This is a genomic window from Lactobacillus johnsonii, from assembly GCF_014058685.1.
GTDB lineage: Bacteria > Bacillota > Bacilli > Lactobacillales > Lactobacillaceae > Lactobacillus.
Window position 1 is genome coordinate 1,770,472 of record NZ_CP059055.1, and the last position, 21,850, is coordinate 1,792,321.

Genomic DNA, 21,850 nt, shown 5'->3' on the forward strand with positions numbered 1-21,850 from the left:
AAAACTCCTAAACATTAAATCTAAATTCAATAATATCGCCGTCTTGAACTACATAGTCTTTTCCTTCAAGACGAAGCTTTCCAGCCTCTTTAACTTTTTGCATGGTTTCAAGTTCATTTAAATCATCAAATGAAACAACTTCTGCTCGAATAAATCCACGTTCAAAGTCTGAGTGAATAACACCGGCAACTTGTGGTGCTTTCATGCCTTCATGGAAAGTCCATGCACGGGTTTCAGGACCACCAGCAGTAAAGAAAGTACGTAGACCTAAAATGTGGTAAGCAGCCTTAATCAAGCGATCAAGTCCAGATTCTTCAACGCCTTCCATTTCAAGAAATTCTTTTCTTTCATCTTCATCCATTGAAGCAATTTCTTCTTCAGTAGCAGCACTAATTCCTAAAGCCTCTGCATTTTCACTTTCAGCATGCTTTTTGACAATTTGGTAGTACTTATCGCTTTCTGGATCAGCCATTGAACTTTCAGCAATATTAGCAACATAAATAACTGGTTTAGAAGTAAGTAAGAATAGTCCCTTAACGATCTTTTGTTCATCTTCATTAAAGTCAATTGAGCGAGCAGCTTTACCTTCTTCAAGAACTGGCTTTAATTTATTTAAAACAGCTAATTCAGCTTTAGCTTCTTTATCGCCTTGTTGAGCAACCTTTTGCACTTTTCCAATTCTACGGTTAACTGCATCTAAGTCCGCAATTGCTAATTCAAGATTAATTGTGTTGATATCTTCTTCTGGATCAACCTTACCAGTAACTGAAGTAATGTTGTCATCATCAAAAGCTCTTACTACGTGAACAATTGCATCAGTTTGACGGATATTTTCAAGGAACTTATTTCCAAGTCCTTCACCTTTTGATGCGCCTTTTACCAAACCAGCAATATCAGTAAATTCAAATGTAGTATGAACAATCTTCTTAGCTGGAATTAATTCTTGAATACGAGCTAGACGACTATCTGGAACTTCAACCATCCCCACATTTGGCTCGATTGTGGCAAATGGATAGTTTGCCATTTCGGCACCAGCTTTAGTAATCGCGTTAAACAAAGTAGACTTACCAACATTTGGTAATCCAACAATACCTGCAGTTAATGACATATTATTCTCCTCTTAATTGGTTTTATTCAAAGTGTGGCACAGCAATATTTTCCTTAGGAACGTAATGTTCCTCTTTTAAGTTAACAGGATCATTTGCTGAGTGCAGCACTTTTTTTAATTTTTTATTGAATTCTGCTCGGGGCATCATAATTAAATGATCACACCCTAAGCACTTAATGCGAATGTCTGCACCCATTCGCAAGATTTCCCACTTATTTTCACCACATGCATGTGGTTTTTTCATCTGTACTACATCGCCCAAATGATACATGAAAAATCACTCCTATTAATTATTTATCTAAATTAATTCCTAGTAAATCTAAAATTCGATTTAATTCGTCAGTTGATGCAAAATCAATGGCCAAATGACCATTTCCTTTTTTACCCTCGGTAATATTTACACTAGTACCAAATTTATCAGTTAATTGTGATTCACTAGCCCTAATGAAAGCTGATTTTTTAATAGCCTTTTTCTTGGGTTTCTTTTCTTTTTCGTTTAATTTAGCTACTAATGACTCTAATTGACGAACTGTAATTCCGTTCTTAACTACCTTTCTGGCCAAGTCATCAATACTGTCCTTATCTTTCAGACCAAGTAATGTTCTTGCTTGCCCCATTGATAACTCTCCTCTTTGAAGAAGACGTTTAGTTTTTTGAGGCAAAGTAAGGAGACGAAGATAATTAGCAATATATGGGCGAGATTTTCCTAATCTTTTAGAGACTTCTGCTTGAGTTAACCCTAAATTCTTTTGCAGCATCTCATAAGCTTGCGCTTCTTCTAATGGTGTTAAGTCTTCACGTTGCAAGTTTTCTAAAACTGCAACTTCCATCATTTGTGCCTCATCAAAGTCTCGAATGATGGCTGGAATTGTCTTCTTCTTAGCTAACTTAGAAGCACGAAAACGACGCTCACCGGCAATAATTTCGTAACCATTAACTGATTTACGAATAATAATTGGTTGAAAAACACCATTTTCTTTAATGGATTCGGAAAGTTCCTTTAAGCTTTTATTATCAAACGTTTTTCTTGGTTGATATGGATTAGGTCTAATTTCGTCTAAAGAAATTTCAGTAATCTCCTCAGTTTCTTGAACTTGTGGGCTCTCATCAAATAAAGCTTCTAAGCCTCGTCCAAGACCACGTTTTTTAGGTTCTTTAGAGTTTTTTACCATGAGCTTTCAACACCTCTTTTGCTAGAGAATCATATACTTGGGAACCACGAGATTTTGGAGCATATTCCGTAATTGGTTTACCATAACTTGGAGCCTCAGCTAACTTGGTAATTCGCGGAATAATTGTCTTATAAACTTTTTTATTAAAGTAAGATTGAACTTCTTTAACAACTTCTGCTCCTAGATTAGTTCTAGCATCCAGCATGGTTAGCAATACACCTTCCACACCCAAATTCTTATTAAAGTGCTTTTGGACTAAGCGAATTGTATTCAATAACTGGCTTAAGCCTTCCATTGCATAATATTCACTTTGAACTGGGATCAAAATCGAATCTGAAGCAGTAAAAGCATTAATTGAAAGCTGACCTAAAGATGGAGGACAATCGATAAAAATAAAGTCATATTCATGGCTAACTTCATCGATTCCCTGCTTCAATCTCGTTTCACGTGCCATCATTGATGTTAATTCCATCTCAGCACCAGCTAATTGAATAGTAGCAGGAACTGCATCTAAATTTTTAGTTTCGGTATGATGAATGGTTTCAGATAAAGGAATTTCATCAATTAAAACATTATAGATGTCTTTATCTACAGTTGACTTTTCAATACCTAAACCAGAAGTTGCATTTCCTTGGGGATCAATATCAACTATTAGAACTTTATAACCATGATTTGCAATGCTGGCACCTAAATTAATCGTTGTCGTTGTTTTGCCAACGCCACCTTTTTGGTTAGCAACCGAAATAATTTGAACCATATTTACTCCCTTTGCCTACTTTTTAAGCAATTCAATAGTAATTTTATAGGAATCACCCTTTTTATCTTCTTTATATTTCACGGTCATTCCTGAATCTTTTGCCATCTTAATTGCCTTTTTAATTGTATTTATTTGTACTTTAAAATCATTAGCTGTCCGAACTTGAACTTTCTTCTTAGGCTTTTTAGTTTGTTCAGACTTATTCTCTTCGAGCTCTTCTTCTTTTTCCTTTTCTTGAGCAGCAAAATAACCATCAAGATCTTTTACCATCTCTTCAGTTTCTTTTACAGTTAAGCCACTTTTAATAATCTCGCTAACAGCAGTATCTTGATCTTCTTCATTCAAAGCTAAAAGTGCACGCCCATGACGCTGAGAAATCTTTTTATCAATTAAGAACCCTTGCACTTTTGGCGTTAACTTGAGTAGTCTAATCTTATTAGCAATATAAGATTGAGTCTTCCCCATTTGTTCTGCCAATTCAGTTTGAGTTAAATTATTAACTTTCATCAATTGAACGTAAGCTTGTGCTTCATCAATAGGGTTAAGATTTTCACGTTGCAAATTTTCAACTAAGGCTAAAGAGGCTGCTTTTTCATCATCCATATCCTCAACAATTGCTGGAATTTTTGCCCATTTAAGTGATTGAGCAGCACGAAAACGACGTTCACCTGCAATAATTTCATATTCTCCTTCTGGACCATCAGCTGGCTTACGCAAAATAATTGGTTGGAGTAAACCTTGTTCTTTTAATGTAGTAGCTAATTCCTCAATTGATTCATCACTAAAAGTATGACGGGGCTGATAGCGATTAGGCATAATTTTATCGAGTTCAATTTCTTGAACTTGCTTACTTTCAGGGATCTTTTTTTGACGATTGCCAAATAATGAAAATGCCATAAATTATTCCTCCAATTACATTTAAAGTGGTTTTTTATTCGGTGTACCAGCTTGACGCGGATATTTCTTAGGGGTCGTTTTTATTTTTTCAACAACAATTAAAGTGCGATCATCATCTGTATCAGGAAGGGTTAATTCTTTCACATCTTCTACTTTTCCTCCCAATACATCAATCGCATGCTTAGCTTCCGCTAATTCATCTTGTGCCTTTGGTCCTTTTAGAGCAACTAAGTAACCACCAACCTTTGCTAGTGGTAAACAATATTCACTTAAAACACTCATTCTTGCCACTGCACGTCCAGTTACCAAATCAAATTTTTCGCGTAAATCTTTATTTTGACCGGCATCTTCCGCACGGCTATGAACTAAAGTAACTTTATCTAAACCTAAGTCGTTTACAAGTTCATCTAAAAACTTTAATCTTTTACCCAAAGAATCAATAATAGTGATACTTAAGTTAGGACACAAAATCTTAATTGGTAAAGAAGGAAAACCTGCTCCTGCTCCAACATCACATAAAGTTTTCTCACCTTTAAATAGGTCTGGAAATTCTAAAAGTGGGGTAATGCTATCAAAGAAGTGCTTTAAGTAAACCTCATTCTTATCAGTAATTCTGGTAAGATTAACCTTTTTATTAAATTCAACTAATTTATCATAATACGTCGCAAATTGTTTTTTTTGCTTCTCATTAAGTTCAAAGCCATATTTTGCGAGCTCTTTTGCAAAAATTTCTGGATTCATTTTTCACCTGTGAAACCTAGTTTCACACTCCTAATTTACCGCAATTAAAGGCGGTTAACAACACTATTATCATCATAAACTAACGTATTTAATTATGTAGTATTTTTTAAGAATCGTCAAAAAACAACTAAGTATTTAAAAATATGTATTTAAATTAAAATCGATAAGCTATAATGATTAGCAAAAGGAGTTAAATTCATGATTGTTACGCTTATTGTGATTCTTTATCTCGGTTATCAAACTTATAAAGGATATCAACTGGGATTTGCTCAACGTGTTATTAATATGATTTTTGGTGCAATTGTATTTGCAGCAGCTATTCTAGGCCAAAACAGCTTGGGAAATTGGTTCTATCAACAATTTTCTGGTAAGGTTGTTCCCACAACGGGCAATATTAGTCTTGAAATAATCGGTTACCGTTTCTTAGCCTTCTTTGTAATTTGGTTTATCGGTAAAATGATTTTAAAGATTTGTAAGGGCTGGCTTCCTAAACGTGATCGTACTAAAAAGGGAATCGGTAATCTATTAGACAATGTTTTAGGAGCAATAGTATCTTTTATTGCTGCTTACTTCTTAGTTTATGTAGCCTTATCAATGTGCCAGGCTTTTCAAAATCCTTGGTTTATTCAACAAACAGTTGATTCACCAATTTTACGAGTAATTATTTATAACACACCAGGTTTGTCAAATGGAGTATTTAAGACAATATTTGGTATTAGTCGAACAGTTGGTTAAAATACTCAGCAAAAATAGGATTCGGTAATTCCGAATCCTATTTTTTATACACCAATTCTTTCCATTGAATCATCGTCATATACAAAGATTGCACCATAGCGACCTGCTTTATCATTTTTCCAGCCTGGAATAGGACCACCAGCAAAAAATAGTCGCTTACACTCAGTTTCAGCTTGAACAGAATCACGAGTAAATAAGGTTACACCAGCCACATGAGTCTTAACGGGATATCCAGTTTTAGGATCAATAATGTGGTGATATTTTTTCCCATTAATTTCTAAAAAGCGTTCGTACGTCCCACTCGTTACAGCAGAACATTCATGGACAGTGGCGGTTGTTAAATTATTACCACGTTTCTTTTTCGGATCTTGCACGCCCAGAATCCATTCCCCACTTGCTCTTTTAGGAGAACTGTTTACAAATAAGACATTCCCACCTAGATTAATAATTCCAGCACGAACATCATAAGCACGCCATAAATCTCTAATTCTATCTGCTATATATCCTTTAGCAATTCCGCCTAGATCCAGCTCCATCCCTTTTTTAGTTAAAAAAACAGTCTGATTATCATCATCTAATCTAACATCTGCTGGATTCGTTAGACTCATCTTCTCTTTAATCTGTTCATCAGTTGGAACATGGGCTCCTTTAAAACCAATATGCCATAATTTTACAACTGGTCCAATCAGAGCATTAAAGCCGAAATTTTGTTTACTTTCATAAACAGCTAGCTTAATTAGATTATATGTACTTGCAGAAACTTGTACGGGATGAATACCAGCTGCATGATTAACGTCCATTACCTCAGAATGGTCTCGATTTACCGTTAATCGATCTTCATATCCGGCAATCAAATCAAAACTCTGATCCAAAATCTTTTTATTCTGGTTACCATAAGCCTGCAGCGTAATAACAGTTCCTAATCCGCGCCCAACTTTTGAAATTGGAGTTGAAGCATAATTTTCTATCATTTTGATGCCTTCTTTGGTTCTAAGTATAATTCTCTCAAACTTTGAATCATCTCATCATCAACTTTAAGAACATTTTTAATGTAATTATCTATTCCATCATACTTTTCATCAATTAATAAGAGAGCTGTATCCAAATATTCATTTGCGACACTGGCTAAGCTTCTAACGTTAGCACGCAAAATCACACTACCACCCTCATCAATTATCTTTTGATTCATCTTAGCCTGATAATTTCCTAGCATTAAGTTAGAAAATAGATAATCTTGTCTGATAGTTTCCATATCAACGCCCAAAATATATAGGATCAGAACTGTAGCTAATCCTGTACGATCTTTTCCTTCAGAGCAATGAAAAATAATAGCTCCATCTTTAGTATTAGCAAAGATGTTAAGTAAACTATTAAAGGCTTTTTGAGAATATTCCTTACTAACAGAAGAATGGTACTGGTGACACATCGTCTTAAAACCAGCATATTGATCTTTAGTATAGGTCTTTTTTAATTGCAATATCTTTTGATCTGTTTCTGCACTTTGATTTCCATGAATTGGATTATCAATATGTTCAACTCCTGCTGGCACAACATCAGGAGCTAATTCAATTTCTTTAGGTGAGCGTAAATCAACAATTTTAGTTAAGCCATAATTAATTAAAAAAGTTTCATCTTCTTTAGTCATTTGGCATAACTTCCCTGTTCTTAGAAGTCGATGCATCTTAATTTTTCGACCATCAAAACCTACATAACCGCCCAAATCACGTGCATTTGGCACATGTTGCAGTGGTAAAATGTTTGGCCTAATCATTTTGTAATCCCTACTTTTCTAAATTTTTAAAAATAACTTTTTGTCCTGGCTCGATATGAGGAAGCAAGCTACACTCTTCATCGCAGACTCTTCCAAGAACCCTTCCATCTTTATTAACAGGTAAATTTCTCTTAGCAATATGAATTTCGTTACTATTTAAACCATTGCTATTGATACTAATTGTTCCCACAGGTCGATCCAAAGGTAAATCCTGCGCTTCAAATTTTGGAAGCTCGCCTTCACTACGGAGTCTAACGATATCTTGAGCAAGATACAAATAATTATGCCATTGATTTTCATTGAGAAAAGTATTTTTTTCATCTACATGAAGCGTAATTGCGTGATCCTTCGTATAACGCGCAAAAGACTTAATCGTCTCACTAGTTAGACGATCGCCAACAATGACGTTATTGCAGGCCAAATCTTTTAAGTTGAGAGCTGCTGCTAATGGATATACGCCTCTTTGTGACTCAAGAGTAGTTTCTCCAGCAAAAAATGGTCCTCTTTTAACCCCATCTCCAGATATAAAAGCTGCTGTTTCTAAATTACAATTGTGAAGCCATTGATTTTTTTCTTCAAACCACTTTTCATCCATTCCTGTTTCTGGCTGAGAATAAAAATCAAATAAGGCTCTAATATGATCAAAGTTAGCTGCCTCTTCTTTTAAATGAGTAATATCTTCTGGTTGTAAGTAAATTGCATTTAAAGATACCCACATAGTTTTAGACAATTTTGATACAAAACGCATTAATACTTGATCGTTAATCCTTAACCCAGTAACATTAAGCTTCTTTATTTCTTCTGCATCCGCTAAATCATAGCCTAAATAATGTAAATCATCTTGTGAAACGTCTGCCATGACCTTTAACTCTAAATCCTTACACCAGCTAGTTAACTGATCTAATCTTTTTAGTACTATGTCTGCTTCATCTTTTAAGCCGGTTAATGAAGTAAAGACTTCCTTAAAACCAGCATTCCTCATTCCAAGCAAATAATTATGATCATCTGCAGTCAAATCTTTATCTAAGTAAACTGAAAAACCGAGCATATAAATCTCTCTTTTCTAAGCTTTGTGAAAATGCTTTCTTTCATTAAAATAATAAACTTTAATGACAAAAAAAGCTAGATAGAAAATTCTACCTAGTTTCTTTTGTACTATAGGAAAATAAGGTTTTAACTTATTTTTGAGCTTGTTCAACAAATTTAACAAAATTATTAAATGCTAAATCAATAGCATGAATAGTCTCTTGGTCTAATAAGTCTCCAGTATTCTTGTCAAACTTATCTGCAGCATGACCAATTAAAACTTCATTTCCTGGTAAAACATTTGCACTTTGGTCAGGAGAAAGCAAAATTTCACGCATTTCTTCTTGCGCTCTTGAAGCTCCCTGAATTCCGTAAGATGTACCTAAAACCATTGCTGGTTTCATCTTCATTACATCTGCATTTCCTTGAGCATGGCTTCCCGTCCACTCCATTGCACTCTTCAATGCAGAAGGAATACCATGGTCATATTCTGGAGTAGCAAAAATCACACCATCTGCTTCACGGATCTTATTTTTGAATTCTTCAACTTTACTATCTGGTTGTGCTTCTTTTTTAAAACGGGGTAAATCAGCAATTTCATATACTTCAATTTCAGCCTGATCTTTATACCGCTTAGCCATAAATTGATCTAAAAAACGATTATATGAAAAATCTGCATTCGTACCAACAATTGCTAGTAATTTCATGGGTCGTTCCTCCTACTTACTTACTTCAGCATAAAAACTATCAAATTCATCAAAGAAATGATCTAAAAACTTAACAGTTCCAGCTGGTAAGTTTCCGTTTTCGTCAAATTGTTCTGGAGCTGTTCCCATCATAAATTCATCACCATTAAATACTTTGGCACCAAAACCAGGAGAGGAAAGCACGAGCTTTAAATGACTTTGGCCACGAGCTGATCCTTGTGGTAAAACTGAAGTACCCACAATAACTACCGGCTTATCTTTAAAAGGGTGTTCAGCTGATGAAAGCCATTCTAGTGCACTCTTTAAGGATGAAGGAACTGAGTGTTGTTGTTCTGGCGTAGAGATTAACACTGCATCTGCATCAGCTACCTTTTTAGCAAAGCTAGCTACTGCAGCAGGTTCTTTAACTCCTTCTTTAAACATTGGAAGATCTTTAACCTCTCCCAATTCAATATCATATCTATCAGTAAAATGCTTTTTAATAAAATTTAGTAGATCGCGATTATAAGAATGATCGGCGTTGCTACCTACAATGGCAAAGAGTTTCATTTCTACGTCACCTTTCTTTTAATTATCTTTCTATTAAATTATACTTTTTAATCTCACTATTTTAAAAGGCATATTTTAATTTTAATAAAAAAGCACCACTTTCAGTGAATGTGGTGCTTAATTATTTTTAAAACTAACCTAGACGTTCTTCAAGAGAAGCGTCACTGTCAGCAGCAAATAGTGGATTTTCTTCAACGTTAGTAAGACGGTCATTTAACATTGCTTCATGAATTTGTGCCTTTAAAACACTAATCATTTGAGCTTGTGTAAAGTTTGCCATCTTGTTAATGAGAAGAGTTGCTAAACCTGTAGCAGCAATCCAGTTAGAAATCACAATATGATTGAGTCTTTCTTCAGAAAATTGTTCTGCGTCAAATTGTTGCTTGAATTTTTCAAGTCCAAGTCCCATTAAAGTATCAACAATCATTTGATTTCCAAATTTACAGTCTACAAACATTACTCTAAACAAATCAACATGTTCTTTAGCAAAGTACAAGTATGAAAGATCTAAATCGATCAAAGGTTCACCTGTAAAGTTCTGTTGAAGAGTGTTAGACTTCAATTCATCAGAAATTCTTGCTAAAACTTGATTACGTAAATCTTGCATGTTTTCAAATTCAAGATAAATTGGTTGAGTTGAGCAGTTAACTGCTTTAGCAATATTTCTTGCAGTTAAACTTTCAATTCCACCACGAACTGCTAATTTATAAGCAGCATCCAGGATTCTTTGCTTATCTATTTCTTTTTTTCTAGCCACTTTAATTACCTCACTTAATTCATATTCATCAACATCAACACATTGTGATCATCTAAAAAACAACATAAATGCCTAACGTCTGTTATTTTCTTCGTCATTATATTATAACAAAAATATGAAAATTTGGAGAATTTTGTGCAAATTTCTATAATCTTTTAAACAAACTTGAATCATCATCACCAGTAAATTGGTCATAATGAGAATTAATCATTTCAATAACTCGTTGTTTATCTAGCCCTTCATTTGCAGCAAATGCTAAAAATGCAGCTGAAAGAATGTATCCTTTTTCACGATTATCAACTAAATTATCAGAAAATTCCATATTAATGGTATTATCTTTGTAATCAGTTGTAAGAATAATTTTTTTATCTTCTGGTAAGTCTGCCATTTTAATGCCCTCACTTATTTTTAAGTTTTATACGTTACAATATAGATTATATTATATCAATAGAAAGTGTGAAACCTATGACTTCTCCTGTTGGACGTTCATCTTGTACATCTATTTTAATCGGTAAAAACGCTACTGTAGATGGTAGTGTTATTATCGGCCGAAATGAAGATGCTAAGACTGCTTGGCCTAAGCATCTTGCTTTTAATTCACATCAAACAATTAAAAATAACATTTTTAAGTCAAAAGATAATAAGTTTCAGATGGAATTACCTAACGAACGTTTTTCTTACTCTTCTACTCCTGAATGGACAGATAAATATGGAGTATTTGAAGAAGATGGAATCAATGAATATCACGTTGCAATGAGCGCTACTGAAAGTGCCTATGCTAATGATCGTGTAATGGCTATGGATCCTTTTGACGAAGAAAAAGGTATCTTAGAAGAAGCAATGGTAACAGTTGTTTTACCATATATTAAATCTGCTCGAGAAGGTGTAGAACGTTTAGGTAAGATCGTTCAAAAGCACGGTGCGGCAGAAGCGGATGGGATTTTATTCGCAGATAGAGATGAAGCGTGGTATATGGAAATTGGTTCGGGCCACCATTATGTTGCTCAACGCATCCCTGACGATTCATACGCAGTAGTTGCTAATCAACTAGCCATTCAAGTCATTGATTTTAATGATAAAGACAATTTTATAACTTCTCCTGGAATTCAAGAATTTGTTTATCAAAATAATCTTTGGCAAAAAAATAAACCATTTAATTTCAGATTAATTTTTGGTACACATGATGATTCGGATTTAACTTATAATACTCCACGTGTTTGGAGTGGCCAAAAGCTTCTAACACCTTCCGTAAATCAAGATCCAGAAAGTTTTGATTTACCATTTATTAGAAAGCCTGATCATCCTGTATCTATTCAAGACGCTCAACGCGTTTTAAGCGATCACTTTAATGGGACACAGTATGACCTAACTAATTCTAAAAACGAAGGTCAACCTGCCTATCGTCCAATTGCCGTAGCTACTACCCAGGAGTCCCACCTCCTCCAACTTCGAGGAGAAAATATGACTCATTGGCTAGCAATGGGAATTGCTGCACAAAGTGTCTACATTCCTTTTTACCCACAAGGAACTAAAGTACCAACTATGTTCAAATACGGTAAAGAAGAATTTTCAACAAATTCAGCTTACTGGGTATTTAAAATGGCTAGCGTCTTAGTAGATCGAAATTGGAATAAATATGCAACTAGTTTAGTTAATACGCAAAAAGCAACGAATCTAGCTTTGAATAAACTGCGAGCTGAATATGATAAGAAATTGGCTCAAGAAAAAGATGAAGCTAAAAAAGTAGAGCTCGTAAACGAAGCTAATAAAAAACTAACTGATGTTGCTATTAAGAACTATCAAAAATTAAATGCCAAATTGATTACTGCTCAGACCGCAGATTCACCACTTCGGTTTAAGATTGATCCTAATTTGTAGAATTGAAGCATTACTAAATGAAAAGAATTCAAGTACCTGCTACAGGCACCTGAATTCTTTTTTATTTGTCTAAAAAATCTTTGGGAATTTTATTTTTAAAAGATAAAAGTTTCTGATACCAAAAATATGAATCTTTCAAGTATCGTTTATAAGTTCCATCTCCAAAATCATCTAAATCAACATATATTAAACCGTATCGCTTAGAAATTTGTGTTGTCGATGCTGATACCATATCAGTCATTCCCCACATACAATAGCCCATAAGCTCTATTCCATCGTTTTGTATAGAGACTAACATCTGTTTAATATGTTGTCGTAAATAATCAATTCTATAATCATCGTGAATTTTTCCACTTGTAGTCAGACTATCCTTAGCACCTAATCCATTTTCAACAATAAATAGGGGCTTTTGATATCTATCGTATAAATTAATTAATATAATCCTTAGACCAATAGGATCAATTTGCCATCCCCAATCGCTGGTAGGTAAATATTTGTTATAAACCCCTTCCATACGATTTGCTTTTGTTACTTTTAATCCTTTTGTATCAAAAGCAGTGCAAACAGAAGAGTAATATGAAAATGCAATAAAATCTGCTGTATTTTCACTAATTAAGTCTAAGTCTTCTTTTGATATTTTAATATGTAAATTCTTTAATTTTGGCACTAAATTTAGAGGATATTTACCACGAATTTGAATATCACTAAAATTATAGCTTTCTCGCATTAACTGAACGCTCTTAAGGCTGTTGCGTGGATCACTATTATAAGGATAGATCATTGTACTTGTAATCATTGAACCTACCTGTATATCAGAATAAGTTTCATGAATGTATTTTGTTATTGCAGCAGCTGCTACAAACTGATTGTGCATTGCTTGATAGATGACCTTTTCAAAATTTTCATTTAGAAAGCGATCTCTTATTAATCCAGCTGAAGAAAATGGATGACGCAAAATACTATCTATTTCATTAATCGGAATCCAATATTTAACTTTGCCGTGAAAACGATCTATCACAATTTTTGCAAACTTTATAAAAAACTCTCTAACGCGCAAATCATACCAAGCATCGTAGTTTAATACTAAATTTAAGGGCATCTCATAATGAGATAGAGTAACTATTGGTTCAATATTATATCTATGTAGCTCATCAAATAACTTATCATAAAATTCTAGTCCCTTTTCATTAGGCTTAATATCATCACCATTTGGAAAAATTCTACTCCATGCAATAGAAGTTCTAAAAGTATTAATTCCCGTAGCCGCTAATTTTTTTATATCCTCAGGATATTGATGATAAAAATCTACTCCATGCCTTTTTCCCCAACGTTTACTATCTTTATCTGCCATAGCACGTTTAATTTCAGAACTTGTCATACTATTTTCTGACTTATAGCCTGCTCTCGCTTTTTCAGGATCATAGCGTTCGCAATCAGCAATTGAAATTCCTTTACCATCTTCATTCCAAGCTCCTTCTATCTGATTAGCAGCCGTTGCGACACCCCACTTAAATCCTTCAGGCACGTGATAGTATTTCATAATTATCTCCTAAGCTAATACAATAACATTACTATTCGTTGTAACATCCTTTTCCTCATCTTTTTTGGTTACAACTGGCAATACTTCTAAGAAATCTTTGCTGTTTAACACAATCATCATTACTGTTGGATCATATCCAGCTTTTTTTATCTTATCTATGTCAAAATCAACCAATTCTTGACCAGCTTTCACATGATCCCCTTTTTTAACTAATTGTTTAAATCCATCACCATTCATCTGAACTGTATCAATCCCTATATGAATCAATACATCTGCATCATTATCTAAATGAAGACCAATAGCATGTCCTGTATCAAAAGTAGCTGTAACCACCCCATCATCAGGAGCGTAAATTTTACCTTCACTAGGAATAACAGCAATTCCTTTTCCCATTACTCCACTTGCAAATGTTTCATCCTTTACCTCACTAAGAGGCTCTACCTTTCCATTTACAGGACTCTTTAAATCATGTTTTTCATGTACTTGATCAAACTTAGTTTTTTGATTATTTTCATCTACTGGATCATCAAACCCAATCATCCACGTAGCAATAAATGTAGCAACACTAGCAACAATAATTACAATAATAGCTTGAATAACAAAATTTTCAGTTTTAGAAACCCACATTGGCAAGCTTAAAAAGGCAGGTGTGACATAAATAAATGCCTTAATTTTCATAAAACTTGCAACTACACCTGCAATTGCACCACCAATCATTGCTCCATACATAGGTTTCTTTAATGGTAAATTAACACCAAACAGAGCAGGTTCAGTAATTCCACCTAAGTATGCAGTTGCACTAGATGAAAGTGCTAAACTCTTTAGTTTCTTGTTTTTACTCTTTAAACCAACTGCTAGTGAAGCAGCTGCTTGTGACATATTTGAACATAATGCAACTACACGAATAATTGGATCAAAACCTTGTGTAGCAACTAATTGAATACTAATTGGGCTTAAAGCTTTGTGAATCCCAATAGATACAAACCAAGGATATGCTGCAGCCAAAATTGGAATAGCAACAATTCCTGCATTGTGGAATAGCCACATAGATATAAATCCAATACCTTCAGAGATCATATTAGAGATTGGCCCAATAACTAGGAAAATTAAAGGTGCAGTTATAAGCATTGTTAACATTGGAACCATAAAAATTTTCACCATATTTGGTGTATATTTCTTTACATACTTATAAATATAGGACATGATCCAAACTGAAATAATTGCAGTGATTAAAGTAGAAGAATATTTAATTAGCTGTACTGGCATCCCAAGAAACTCTACTGGCTTTTTAGCTGCAACCATTGCTGTCCAAATGGGATGTTCAGTTACTAATCCCATAAAAGCACCTAAATATTGATCAGTATTAAAAACCTTAGCGGCTGAAAATCCAATAAACGCTGGCATAAAGAAATAGCCGGTATCAAAAATTAAATTTAATATTTGATAAGTTTGGCTTTTATCTGACAACAAACCGCTAATTGTCAAAATCAAAAGCAAAACTTTTCCCATTCCGGCTCCAGCAAGTAATGGGATAGCAGGAGCAATTGATCCAGTAATCACACTAATTACAGTATCAAAAATATTCTTCTTTTCTTTAGGTGTTGACTTATAACTATCATCATTTTCGATGTTAATCATCTTAACTAAATCGTTATAAACATCTTCAACTGTACTACCAATAACTAATTGATATTGTCCTGCTTTTTTTACTACTTGCAATACTCCAGGAATTCGTGCAGCTGCCGCATCATCTGCTTTACTTTCATCTTTTAGAACAAATCTTAGTCTTGTCGCACAGTGAACAACAGACTGAATATTATCTTCTCCTCCAACAGCAGCTATAATCTGCTTATTCATATTTTCATAGCTCATTTTTCTTCTCCACTCACAATTTTATTAATGTGTATTGCTAAATACATAATCTCTTCATTGTTTAGTTCATAATTATATTTTTCTAAAATATATTCCTTAATCTTCAAAGCACATTTATATGCTTCAATATCGCTATTTTTTATTACATTTAAAATTTCTTGGCTCAAATCTCCAAAACTAGATTGATCCTTTTTATACATCATAGCTTTCCAAAAGAATTTCAAGTGGACCGCAAAGCGGTTATAGTTCAAAGATTGGTAATCAATATTAATGTGAAAATAATATCTAACAATTTTAGTAATTGATTTGATAAAATCTACTGATTTACTAAAATCACTAATATCATTTCCTAGCTCCCCACTAATGATATGTACTGCAATAAATCCAGCTTCGTCTTCTGGAAAACTCAAATCAAATTGAGCGTCTAACAACTTTAAAGCCCATAAACCATATTGATATTCTTTTGGATAATAATTTTTTACTTCCCAAATAAATTTATTGTTTAAATACAATCCCTTCTTCGCTCTTTCTACACTTGTAGCTAAGTGATCTGTCAAAGTTATATATACGCTATCAGCCAGTTCAATACTTTCTTCAAATTTCAATCTATCAACAATTTTTTGTGCAATTTGAAAGAAAATAGGATCTGTTTCATGAATTGTTTCTAATAGCAGTTTTCTTTGATTGTCAGACAAGGGTGTGAAAATTTTATATATTTTTTGTTTATCAAACTCATCCCCCGCTTTTTTTCCATAAGCAATTCCTTTACCAAGTGCAATTATCTCCTCATGCTCTTGGTTTTCACTAATAACAGCACTATTATTTAAAACTCTTATTATTTTCATCGTGCCTCCTTAAACATACAAAAAAGCCCACTTATCCCTTCTTAAACTAGAGACAAGTGGGTTTTGTGCAAAATATTGTTACAATCTCACTTTATTCACTTTTCAACTATATGATATCGCTTTCTTTATTATTATTCAATACTTAATTACCTTTTTTCAAGCTCAAACGTCCATCTAACATTTCATAAATCTTATCTGAATACTTATTCAGTCTTAAATCATGGGTAACTAGAATAATAGCCTTTTCTTTTTGTTTAGCTAAAGTCTTAAATAGTTTTCCTACTTCTTCAACCTTTTCACTATCTAATGAAGCAGTAGGTTCATCAGCTAAAATAATGGCTGGATCGGCATATAATGCTCTCGCAATTGCCACTCTTTGCTGCTGCCCACCTGACAATTCCTTAGGATATTTATTTACCAGTTGAGAAATTCCTAATTCATCTAGCAATCCATCAAGCGCTTCTTTACTTAGATTGCCGGTCTTTTTAACCTTATCTACTAAGATGAACTGTTCCCGAACAGTCAAATAAGGAACTAAATTATAAGCCTGTAAGACAAAGCCAATTTTATCTAGACGTAATGCATCAGCTTGTTTAGGAGAATAGTTAGTTACGTTATCTCCTCCAATAAATACTTCACCAGAAGTAGGCTTTTGCAGTGCTCCTGCAATTGTTAGAAAAGTACTCTTGCCCGCTCCAGAAGGTCCTTCAATTAAGACAACCTCACCTTTTTGAGCTTCAAAATTTATATTTTTTAGAGCATTAACCTTGGCCTCTCCTTGACCATAGGATTTACTTACATCTTTTAATTCAATTACTGACATATAAATTTCCTCCCTTACACAGCTTTTGAAGGGTCAACCTTAAGAATTGATCGAATTGGAATTAATCCACCTATTACTCCCATTACAATCATCCCGGCAAAGGTTGAAATCATGATCCATGGGGCAAAATCGATTGGTACAGTAGCTGGCATTACGCTAACAGTAAGCAGCATTAAAAGATATGCTAAGACCGTACCCAAAATTACTAAAATTAATGATTGACTAAGAGTAGCACCAATTAAAGTCTTGCTTGGGATACCTTGTGCTCTTAAAACAGCATAATTTGGCATTTTTTGAATAGTTAAAATGTATAAAAATACTGCAATCACAATCAACGAAATTACGAATAGAAAACCAATCATTAATTCAAAAGTTGAGTTTTGGGCTGTATAACCAGGTAATTTATTAACAAAAGTCTGCTTATCATAAGATCTAACATTCTTAGCTTTAAAATCTAAGTTCTTCTTAGAGATAATTCCAGAAGCTTCAACATTCGGAGCCATTGGTCTTAACTTCTTCCAGGTTGCCATCGTACCATAAGCAATTGGCGCAATATTAATCTTGGCATTTTTTAAGAAACCAACAATTTTATACTTTTGATCGCTACCATTTAGGGTTACTTTATCGCCTAAGCGGTAACCTCTATTCCAAAGAATTTGATCAACAGCTATTTCGTCATTGTGCTTTGCTTTACGACCAGAAACTACTTCTAGATTTTTATAGATATATTCATCTTTATTCAATCCAATAAATTGAGCTGAAACTGTTTGATGTTTCTTTTCTTTCATTACAATTGGAACTATCCCGATATAGCTATCATTCTTTGTCTTTTTAAAATCTTTTAGATTTTCTTTGGTTAGCAGAGACTGACTTAAACTTACATTCGAATTGTCATTCAAAACAACCGATTGAGTTTGCCAGCTATTAACTGCTTGTGTATTTTCTGAAGCTAGACCTACTGACAATGATGACAGCATAAAAATTAAATATGCGATTAAAAAAATCATCAATGTAATTAAGCCGTAACGCAGCTTCTCGTATTTTATTTCTTTTAGAGCTAAAAACATTTTTGCCTACTTCCTTTGTAATAAACATAAACTTTCATGGTATCTTTTTAGAATTTTTTCTTTATTCTTTTTATCAAATAGGGCTAAATCTATTGCCTCATGAGTTAAAACCATGGCAGCCCAGACTTGAGAGTCGAGATTAAGAAAAGCATCCTTCTGCTTTTTATCATCTCCAAGAAAAGCTTGATTCTGACTAAGATGTAGTTTGATTAGATCAAAATAGATACTATTCTCAGTCTGATTAATAAAATCAACTGTCATCTTATAAAAAGCTTCAGGGTCAAACTCTCTCAACCTTGCTGGAGGTCCCATATGGACGTCTTTCATCGCAAGACTATAGAGATAAATATATGAATCTTTCAAATCACCAAAATACTTATAAAATGCTCCTCTAGCAATCCCCGCATCCTTTACAATGCGTGCAACTTGCGCTTTAGCTAAGGGATAAGTACTAAATTCTTTTAAAAGCGCTCCTTCAATCTTTTGTTTCTTTTCATCCGAAAGATTTATAAAAGTTTCACTAACCATGCCTTCCCTCCTTGTGACACTGTGTCACTTTCGATGTGTCTTAAGTCTATTCCTAAAGTGACACCGTGTCAACATATAGATATAAAAAATGCTTAATTTCGATAAAATATCAAAATCAAGCCTTAAAATTATTATGCTAAGACGCGGTTATAGTAAACCAAAGTTCCATATTCTTTATTAATGTCTAATTCAGCTAGACCGCAATTCTGCATTTGGTCAAAATACTTAATATCGCCATTAGTTAAAAAATGAGCACAAATCATCCGACTTACTACACCATGACAAACTACCAAAACTGTATCATTAGCATGTTCTTTATATAAATCGTCAAAAAATGCAGCAATTCTTTTTCTAAAATCTTCACGCTTTTCTACATCTGAAGCATACTTATAAATATTATCGTTAATTAGTCCTTTGCTATTAAAAGCATCTGGATGCTTTTTACGATATTCTAAAGAAGATTTTCCATCCCAAGAACCATAACTTAGTTCTTCAATTCGCTTATCGGTTATTATTGGGGTCTTATCCCCCACAAAAATCCTTGCAGTTTGCTGCGCTCTCTTTAATGGACTTGCATATACTGCATCAAATTGACTAGGATCAAAATTCTTAGCAGCTTTTTCTGCGTAAGCGCGCCCTTCTTTACTTAAATCAGGATCAACATTTGATCCTTGAATCATTCCTTGCTTATTTAATTCAGTAGTTCCATGACGTAAAATTACTACTCGCATAACATATCACCTCTTAATTCCGTAATACAAGGGTTCCGTCCGATTAAAGGTCATTAATCTTGGTCGCTCAATATCATTTTTTTCAAAATGAAGCTCAGTAAAACTAACATTTCTTACTGTCATTACATCTTCAATTTTTAGTTTAAACCACCGAGCTATTAAACTCCTAATCACAAATCCGTGACAAACAATCATAATTGTCTTGTCATTAGCATCGGGTTGAATCTCAGATAAAAATTCTTCAACTCGATCTGCTACTTGACTAAAAGTTTCACCATTTTCAGCGTATTCTGCATATTTACTATTAATAGTTCCTAAATCATCGAAGGCATCAGGATATTTTATCTTCAGCTCTTCGGCATGTTGGCCGTCCCAAGAGCCAAAATTCATTTCTCTAAGTCGATCATCAGTAATAATCTCTTTTTGAAAATCAGTTAAAATTTGTGCTGTTCTTTTAGCTCTAATTAATGGGCTTGCATATACTCGATCAAGTTTACTATTGTCAATTAACTTACTTACTTCTTCTACTTGTTTAACACCCGCTTGGCTTAAGTTAGGGTTACTAGTACCGCCGGAGATCACATCTGAAGTATTATGTTCACTAACCCCATGTCTTACTAATAACAGATCCATTTCATCACAATCCTTTATATTTTATCCAAGAAAATATTATACTAAAAATTTATTAAGCTACTAAATTATCTCACATGTCAGACTATAATAAAGTTAGACAAAAAGAAAGTAGGCATTAATATGGCAACAATTACACTTGAGCGTGATGGATTACAATTAGTTGGAACTCGGGAAGAACCTTTCGGAGAAATATATGACATGGCAATCATTTTTCATGGTTTTACCGCTAACCGTAATACTTCTTTGCTAAAAGAAATTGCTAACAGTCTTCGTGATGAAAATATTGCTAGTGTTCGCTTTGATTTTAATGGCCATGGTGATTCAGATGGTAAATTTGAAAATATGACTGTTTTAAATGAAATTGAAGATGCAAATGCCATTTTAAATTACGTTAAAACAGATCCGCATGTACGTAATATTTATCTAGGCGGCCATTCTCAAGGTGGTGTCGTTGCTTCAATGTTAGCTGGGCTTTATCCTGATCTGATAAAAAAGGTAGTACTGCTAGCACCAGCTGCCACTTTAAAAAGTGATGCTCTTGAAGGTAATACACAAGGAGTTACCTATAATCCAGACCATATCCCAGACCGCCTTCCTTTTAAAGATTTAACCCTAGGCGGATTTTATTTACGCATTGCTCAACAATTGCCTATTTATGAAGTATCTGCTCAATTTACTAAACCTGTCTGTTTAATCCACGGTACAGATGATACCGTTGTTTCCCCTAATGCCTCAAAGAAATACGATCAAATTTATCAAAACAGCACTTTACACTTAATCGAAGGTGCAGACCATTGTTTTAGTGATAGCTATCAAAAAAATTCTGTTAATTTAACAACAGATTTTTTACAGAATAATAATGCGTTTTAATTTATATAGAAAAAGAGAAATCGTCTGATTTCTCTTTTTTTCTACAATTTCTTAAATATATAATTTTCCTTTGTGGAATCTGCTGCTGAAAAAACATAGCCAAAATCAGAAAATTCTTTTAAATCTTCCGGTCTATTAATTCCTTCTTTGGCCGCAAAGCGAACCATCTCTCCTCGCGCCATCTTAGCATGTGTAGCACTTTGTCTCCATTTTCCGTTTTTATTTTCCAAAAACTTAATTGTAATCATTTTTTGACTATCCTTTAAATATGGAGAAATCAAACGCGAATATTCTAAAGACGCTAAGTTAATAACTGTATCTGTATCGGCAAAAAGCTCTTGATACGGAAGATCTTTCCAAAAGTTATAGAGACTGTAGTATTTAAAGCCAGTCATTTGAGTTTTTAATTCCAAACGATAGGGAATTATCCCATCAAAAGGTCTCAAAATACCGTAAAAGCCTGACAAAATACGCAAATGATCTTGAAGATAGTCTAATCCTTCTTGCGGTAAAACATCCCCAGCTAAATACTGATATTGAATTCCTGAAAAAGCTAAAAGTGCTGGGGTTAAGTTAGAATCAAGTTCACTTGTTACAAGATTATGTTGATTTGTACGAACAATGTTATCATTCGCCTTCCATAAGTCTTGTAACTGGTTAAAACTTCTTGTTTTTAAAAAGTCTAATAGCTCCTGAGTCTTATCTAAAAAAGCAGGCTCTGATTTAACCAAAAAAGTATCTTGATCAACTCTCATCTTTTTAGCTGGAGCAATAATTATTTTTATATTATTATCTGACATTGGCAACCACGATAAATAAAGCAATCAAGCTAATAACTGCCAA

Annotated in this window: 25 protein-coding genes; 3 read left to right on the forward strand and 22 right to left on the reverse strand. The window is 33.8% G+C overall.

All coding sequences use genetic code 11. The features are described from left to right. Window positions 1-7: 7 nt before the first annotated feature. Genes ychF through rsmG form a run of 6 tightly spaced genes read right to left on the reverse strand, consistent with a single transcriptional unit; the run spans window position 8 to window position 4,675 of the window. Window positions 8-1,108, reverse strand: coding sequence for a redox-regulated ATPase YchF (gene ychF / locus H0I41_RS08515; RefSeq protein ID WP_004898030.1), 1,101 nt, complete (start codon window positions 1,106-1,108; stop codon window positions 8-10). Window positions 1,109-1,130: 22 nt separating this feature from the next. Next, a complete protein-coding gene (locus H0I41_RS08520) occupies window positions 1,131-1,379 on the reverse strand; it encodes a DUF951 domain-containing protein (protein WP_053107363.1) in 249 nt (82 codons plus the stop codon). Window positions 1,380-1,398: 19 nt separating this feature from the next. After that, window positions 1,399-2,280, reverse strand: coding sequence for a ParB/RepB/Spo0J family partition protein (locus H0I41_RS08525; RefSeq protein ID WP_004896525.1), 882 nt, complete (start codon window positions 2,278-2,280; stop codon window positions 1,399-1,401). Beyond that, on the reverse strand, window positions 2,264-3,037 hold the full coding sequence (locus tag H0I41_RS08530) for a ParA family protein (protein WP_004896524.1): 774 nt from the start codon (window positions 3,035-3,037) through the stop codon (window positions 2,264-2,266). Before H0I41_RS08530 ends, H0I41_RS08525 begins: the two co-directional genes overlap by 17 nt. 15 nt (window positions 3,038-3,052) lie before the next feature. Next, window positions 3,053-3,934: a nucleoid occlusion protein gene (gene noc / locus H0I41_RS08535; protein WP_023599999.1), complete on the reverse strand. Its 882-nt coding sequence runs from the start codon at window positions 3,932-3,934 to the stop codon at window positions 3,053-3,055. A 21-nt stretch (window positions 3,935-3,955) separates the two neighbouring features. Next, window positions 3,956-4,675 (reverse strand): 16S rRNA (guanine(527)-N(7))-methyltransferase RsmG, encoded by a 720-nt coding sequence (gene rsmG / locus H0I41_RS08540; protein WP_135014203.1) that lies wholly within the window; start codon window positions 4,673-4,675, stop codon window positions 3,956-3,958. Window positions 4,676-4,873: 198 nt separating this feature from the next. On the opposite strand from rsmG, the gene H0I41_RS08545 reads away from it, so the two are divergent. Continuing rightward, on the forward strand, window positions 4,874-5,410 hold the full coding sequence (locus tag H0I41_RS08545) for a CvpA family protein (RefSeq protein ID WP_004896521.1): 537 nt from the start codon (window positions 4,874-4,876) through the stop codon (window positions 5,408-5,410). Window positions 5,411-5,454: 44 nt separating this feature from the next. On the opposite strand, the gene H0I41_RS08550 is transcribed toward H0I41_RS08545, so the two are convergent. The 7 genes from H0I41_RS08550 to H0I41_RS08580 all read right to left on the reverse strand — a co-directional run bounded on the left by H0I41_RS08550 (window position 5,455) and on the right by H0I41_RS08580 (window position 10,608). Next, window positions 5,455-6,381 (reverse strand): FAD:protein FMN transferase, encoded by a 927-nt coding sequence (locus H0I41_RS08550; RefSeq protein WP_135014204.1) that lies wholly within the window; start codon window positions 6,379-6,381, stop codon window positions 5,455-5,457. Next, on the reverse strand, window positions 6,378-7,181 hold the full coding sequence (locus H0I41_RS08555; protein WP_004898034.1) for a tyrosine-protein phosphatase: 804 nt from the start codon (window positions 7,179-7,181) through the stop codon (window positions 6,378-6,380). Before H0I41_RS08555 ends, H0I41_RS08550 begins: the two co-directional genes overlap by 4 nt. Before the next feature lie 10 nt (window positions 7,182-7,191). Then, the gene (locus H0I41_RS08560) at window positions 7,192-8,229 is read right to left on the reverse strand and encodes a MupG family TIM beta-alpha barrel fold protein (protein WP_012846713.1); all 1,038 of its coding nucleotides are present in this window, start codon (window positions 8,227-8,229) and stop codon (window positions 7,192-7,194) included. Window positions 8,230-8,359: 130 nt separating this feature from the next. Continuing rightward, window positions 8,360-8,914, reverse strand: a complete 555-nt coding sequence (nfr2, locus tag H0I41_RS08565) for an NADH-dependent flavin reductase subunit 2 (protein WP_004898036.1) — start codon at window positions 8,912-8,914, stop codon at window positions 8,360-8,362. Window positions 8,915-8,926: 12 nt separating this feature from the next. Continuing rightward, window positions 8,927-9,463 carry an NADH-dependent flavin reductase subunit 1 gene (gene nfr1 / locus H0I41_RS08570; RefSeq protein ID WP_011162530.1) on the reverse strand — a complete coding sequence of 179 codons (537 nt, stop codon included), beginning with the start codon at window positions 9,461-9,463 and terminating at the stop codon, window positions 8,927-8,929. Window positions 9,464-9,596: 133 nt separating this feature from the next. Further along, window positions 9,597-10,220, reverse strand: coding sequence for a TetR/AcrR family transcriptional regulator (locus tag H0I41_RS08575; RefSeq protein WP_182094540.1), 624 nt, complete (start codon window positions 10,218-10,220; stop codon window positions 9,597-9,599). 145 nt (window positions 10,221-10,365) lie between these two features. Beyond that, complete coding sequence (locus H0I41_RS08580; protein WP_135014205.1) at window positions 10,366-10,608, reverse strand: hypothetical protein; 243 nt, start codon at window positions 10,606-10,608, stop codon at window positions 10,366-10,368. Between the two features lie 77 nt (window positions 10,609-10,685). On the opposite strand from H0I41_RS08580, the gene H0I41_RS08585 reads away from it, so the two are divergent. After that, a complete protein-coding gene (locus tag H0I41_RS08585) occupies window positions 10,686-12,098 on the forward strand; it encodes a C69 family dipeptidase (RefSeq protein WP_135014206.1) in 1,413 nt (470 codons plus the stop codon). A gap of 61 nt (window positions 12,099-12,159) precedes the next feature. On the opposite strand, the gene H0I41_RS08590 is transcribed toward H0I41_RS08585, so the two are convergent. The 8 genes from H0I41_RS08590 to H0I41_RS08625 form a co-directional block, all read right to left on the reverse strand. Continuing rightward, entirely contained in the window at window positions 12,160-13,638 is a 1,479-nt protein-coding gene (locus tag H0I41_RS08590) for a glycoside hydrolase family 1 protein (RefSeq protein WP_135014207.1), read from the reverse strand. 9 nt (window positions 13,639-13,647) lie between these two features. Beyond that, entirely contained in the window at window positions 13,648-15,510 is a 1,863-nt protein-coding gene (locus tag H0I41_RS08595; RefSeq protein WP_004898042.1) for a PTS beta-glucoside transporter subunit IIBCA, read from the reverse strand. Further along, on the reverse strand, window positions 15,507-16,355 hold the full coding sequence (locus tag H0I41_RS08600; RefSeq protein ID WP_135014208.1) for a PRD domain-containing protein: 849 nt from the start codon (window positions 16,353-16,355) through the stop codon (window positions 15,507-15,509). The genes H0I41_RS08595 and H0I41_RS08600 overlap by 4 nt, the downstream gene beginning before the upstream one ends. Before the next feature lie 142 nt (window positions 16,356-16,497). Next, window positions 16,498-17,178, reverse strand: a complete 681-nt coding sequence (locus tag H0I41_RS08605; RefSeq protein ID WP_004898045.1) for an ABC transporter ATP-binding protein — start codon at window positions 17,176-17,178, stop codon at window positions 16,498-16,500. A gap of 14 nt (window positions 17,179-17,192) precedes the next feature. Next, window positions 17,193-18,245, reverse strand: coding sequence for an ABC transporter permease (locus H0I41_RS08610; protein ID WP_004898046.1), 1,053 nt, complete (start codon window positions 18,243-18,245; stop codon window positions 17,193-17,195). Window positions 18,246-18,251: 6 nt separating this feature from the next. Next, window positions 18,252-18,773 (reverse strand): TetR/AcrR family transcriptional regulator, encoded by a 522-nt coding sequence (locus tag H0I41_RS08615; protein ID WP_004898047.1) that lies wholly within the window; start codon window positions 18,771-18,773, stop codon window positions 18,252-18,254. A gap of 131 nt (window positions 18,774-18,904) precedes the next feature. After that, the gene (locus H0I41_RS08620) at window positions 18,905-19,504 is read right to left on the reverse strand and encodes a histidine phosphatase family protein (RefSeq protein ID WP_004898048.1); all 600 of its coding nucleotides are present in this window, start codon (window positions 19,502-19,504) and stop codon (window positions 18,905-18,907) included. A 6-nt stretch (window positions 19,505-19,510) separates the two neighbouring features. After that, on the reverse strand, window positions 19,511-20,137 hold the full coding sequence (locus H0I41_RS08625) for a histidine phosphatase family protein (protein ID WP_004898049.1): 627 nt from the start codon (window positions 20,135-20,137) through the stop codon (window positions 19,511-19,513). Window positions 20,138-20,257: 120 nt separating this feature from the next. On the opposite strand from H0I41_RS08625, the gene H0I41_RS08630 reads away from it, so the two are divergent. Then, window positions 20,258-21,007 (forward strand): alpha/beta hydrolase, encoded by a 750-nt coding sequence (locus H0I41_RS08630; RefSeq protein WP_135014209.1) that lies wholly within the window; start codon window positions 20,258-20,260, stop codon window positions 21,005-21,007. Between the two features lie 41 nt (window positions 21,008-21,048). Here H0I41_RS08630 and yaaA read toward each other — a convergent pair whose 3' ends face one another. Beyond that, window positions 21,049-21,807, reverse strand: coding sequence for a peroxide stress protein YaaA (yaaA, locus tag H0I41_RS08635; RefSeq protein WP_011162536.1), 759 nt, complete (start codon window positions 21,805-21,807; stop codon window positions 21,049-21,051). Window positions 21,808-21,850: the final 43 nt, after the last annotated feature.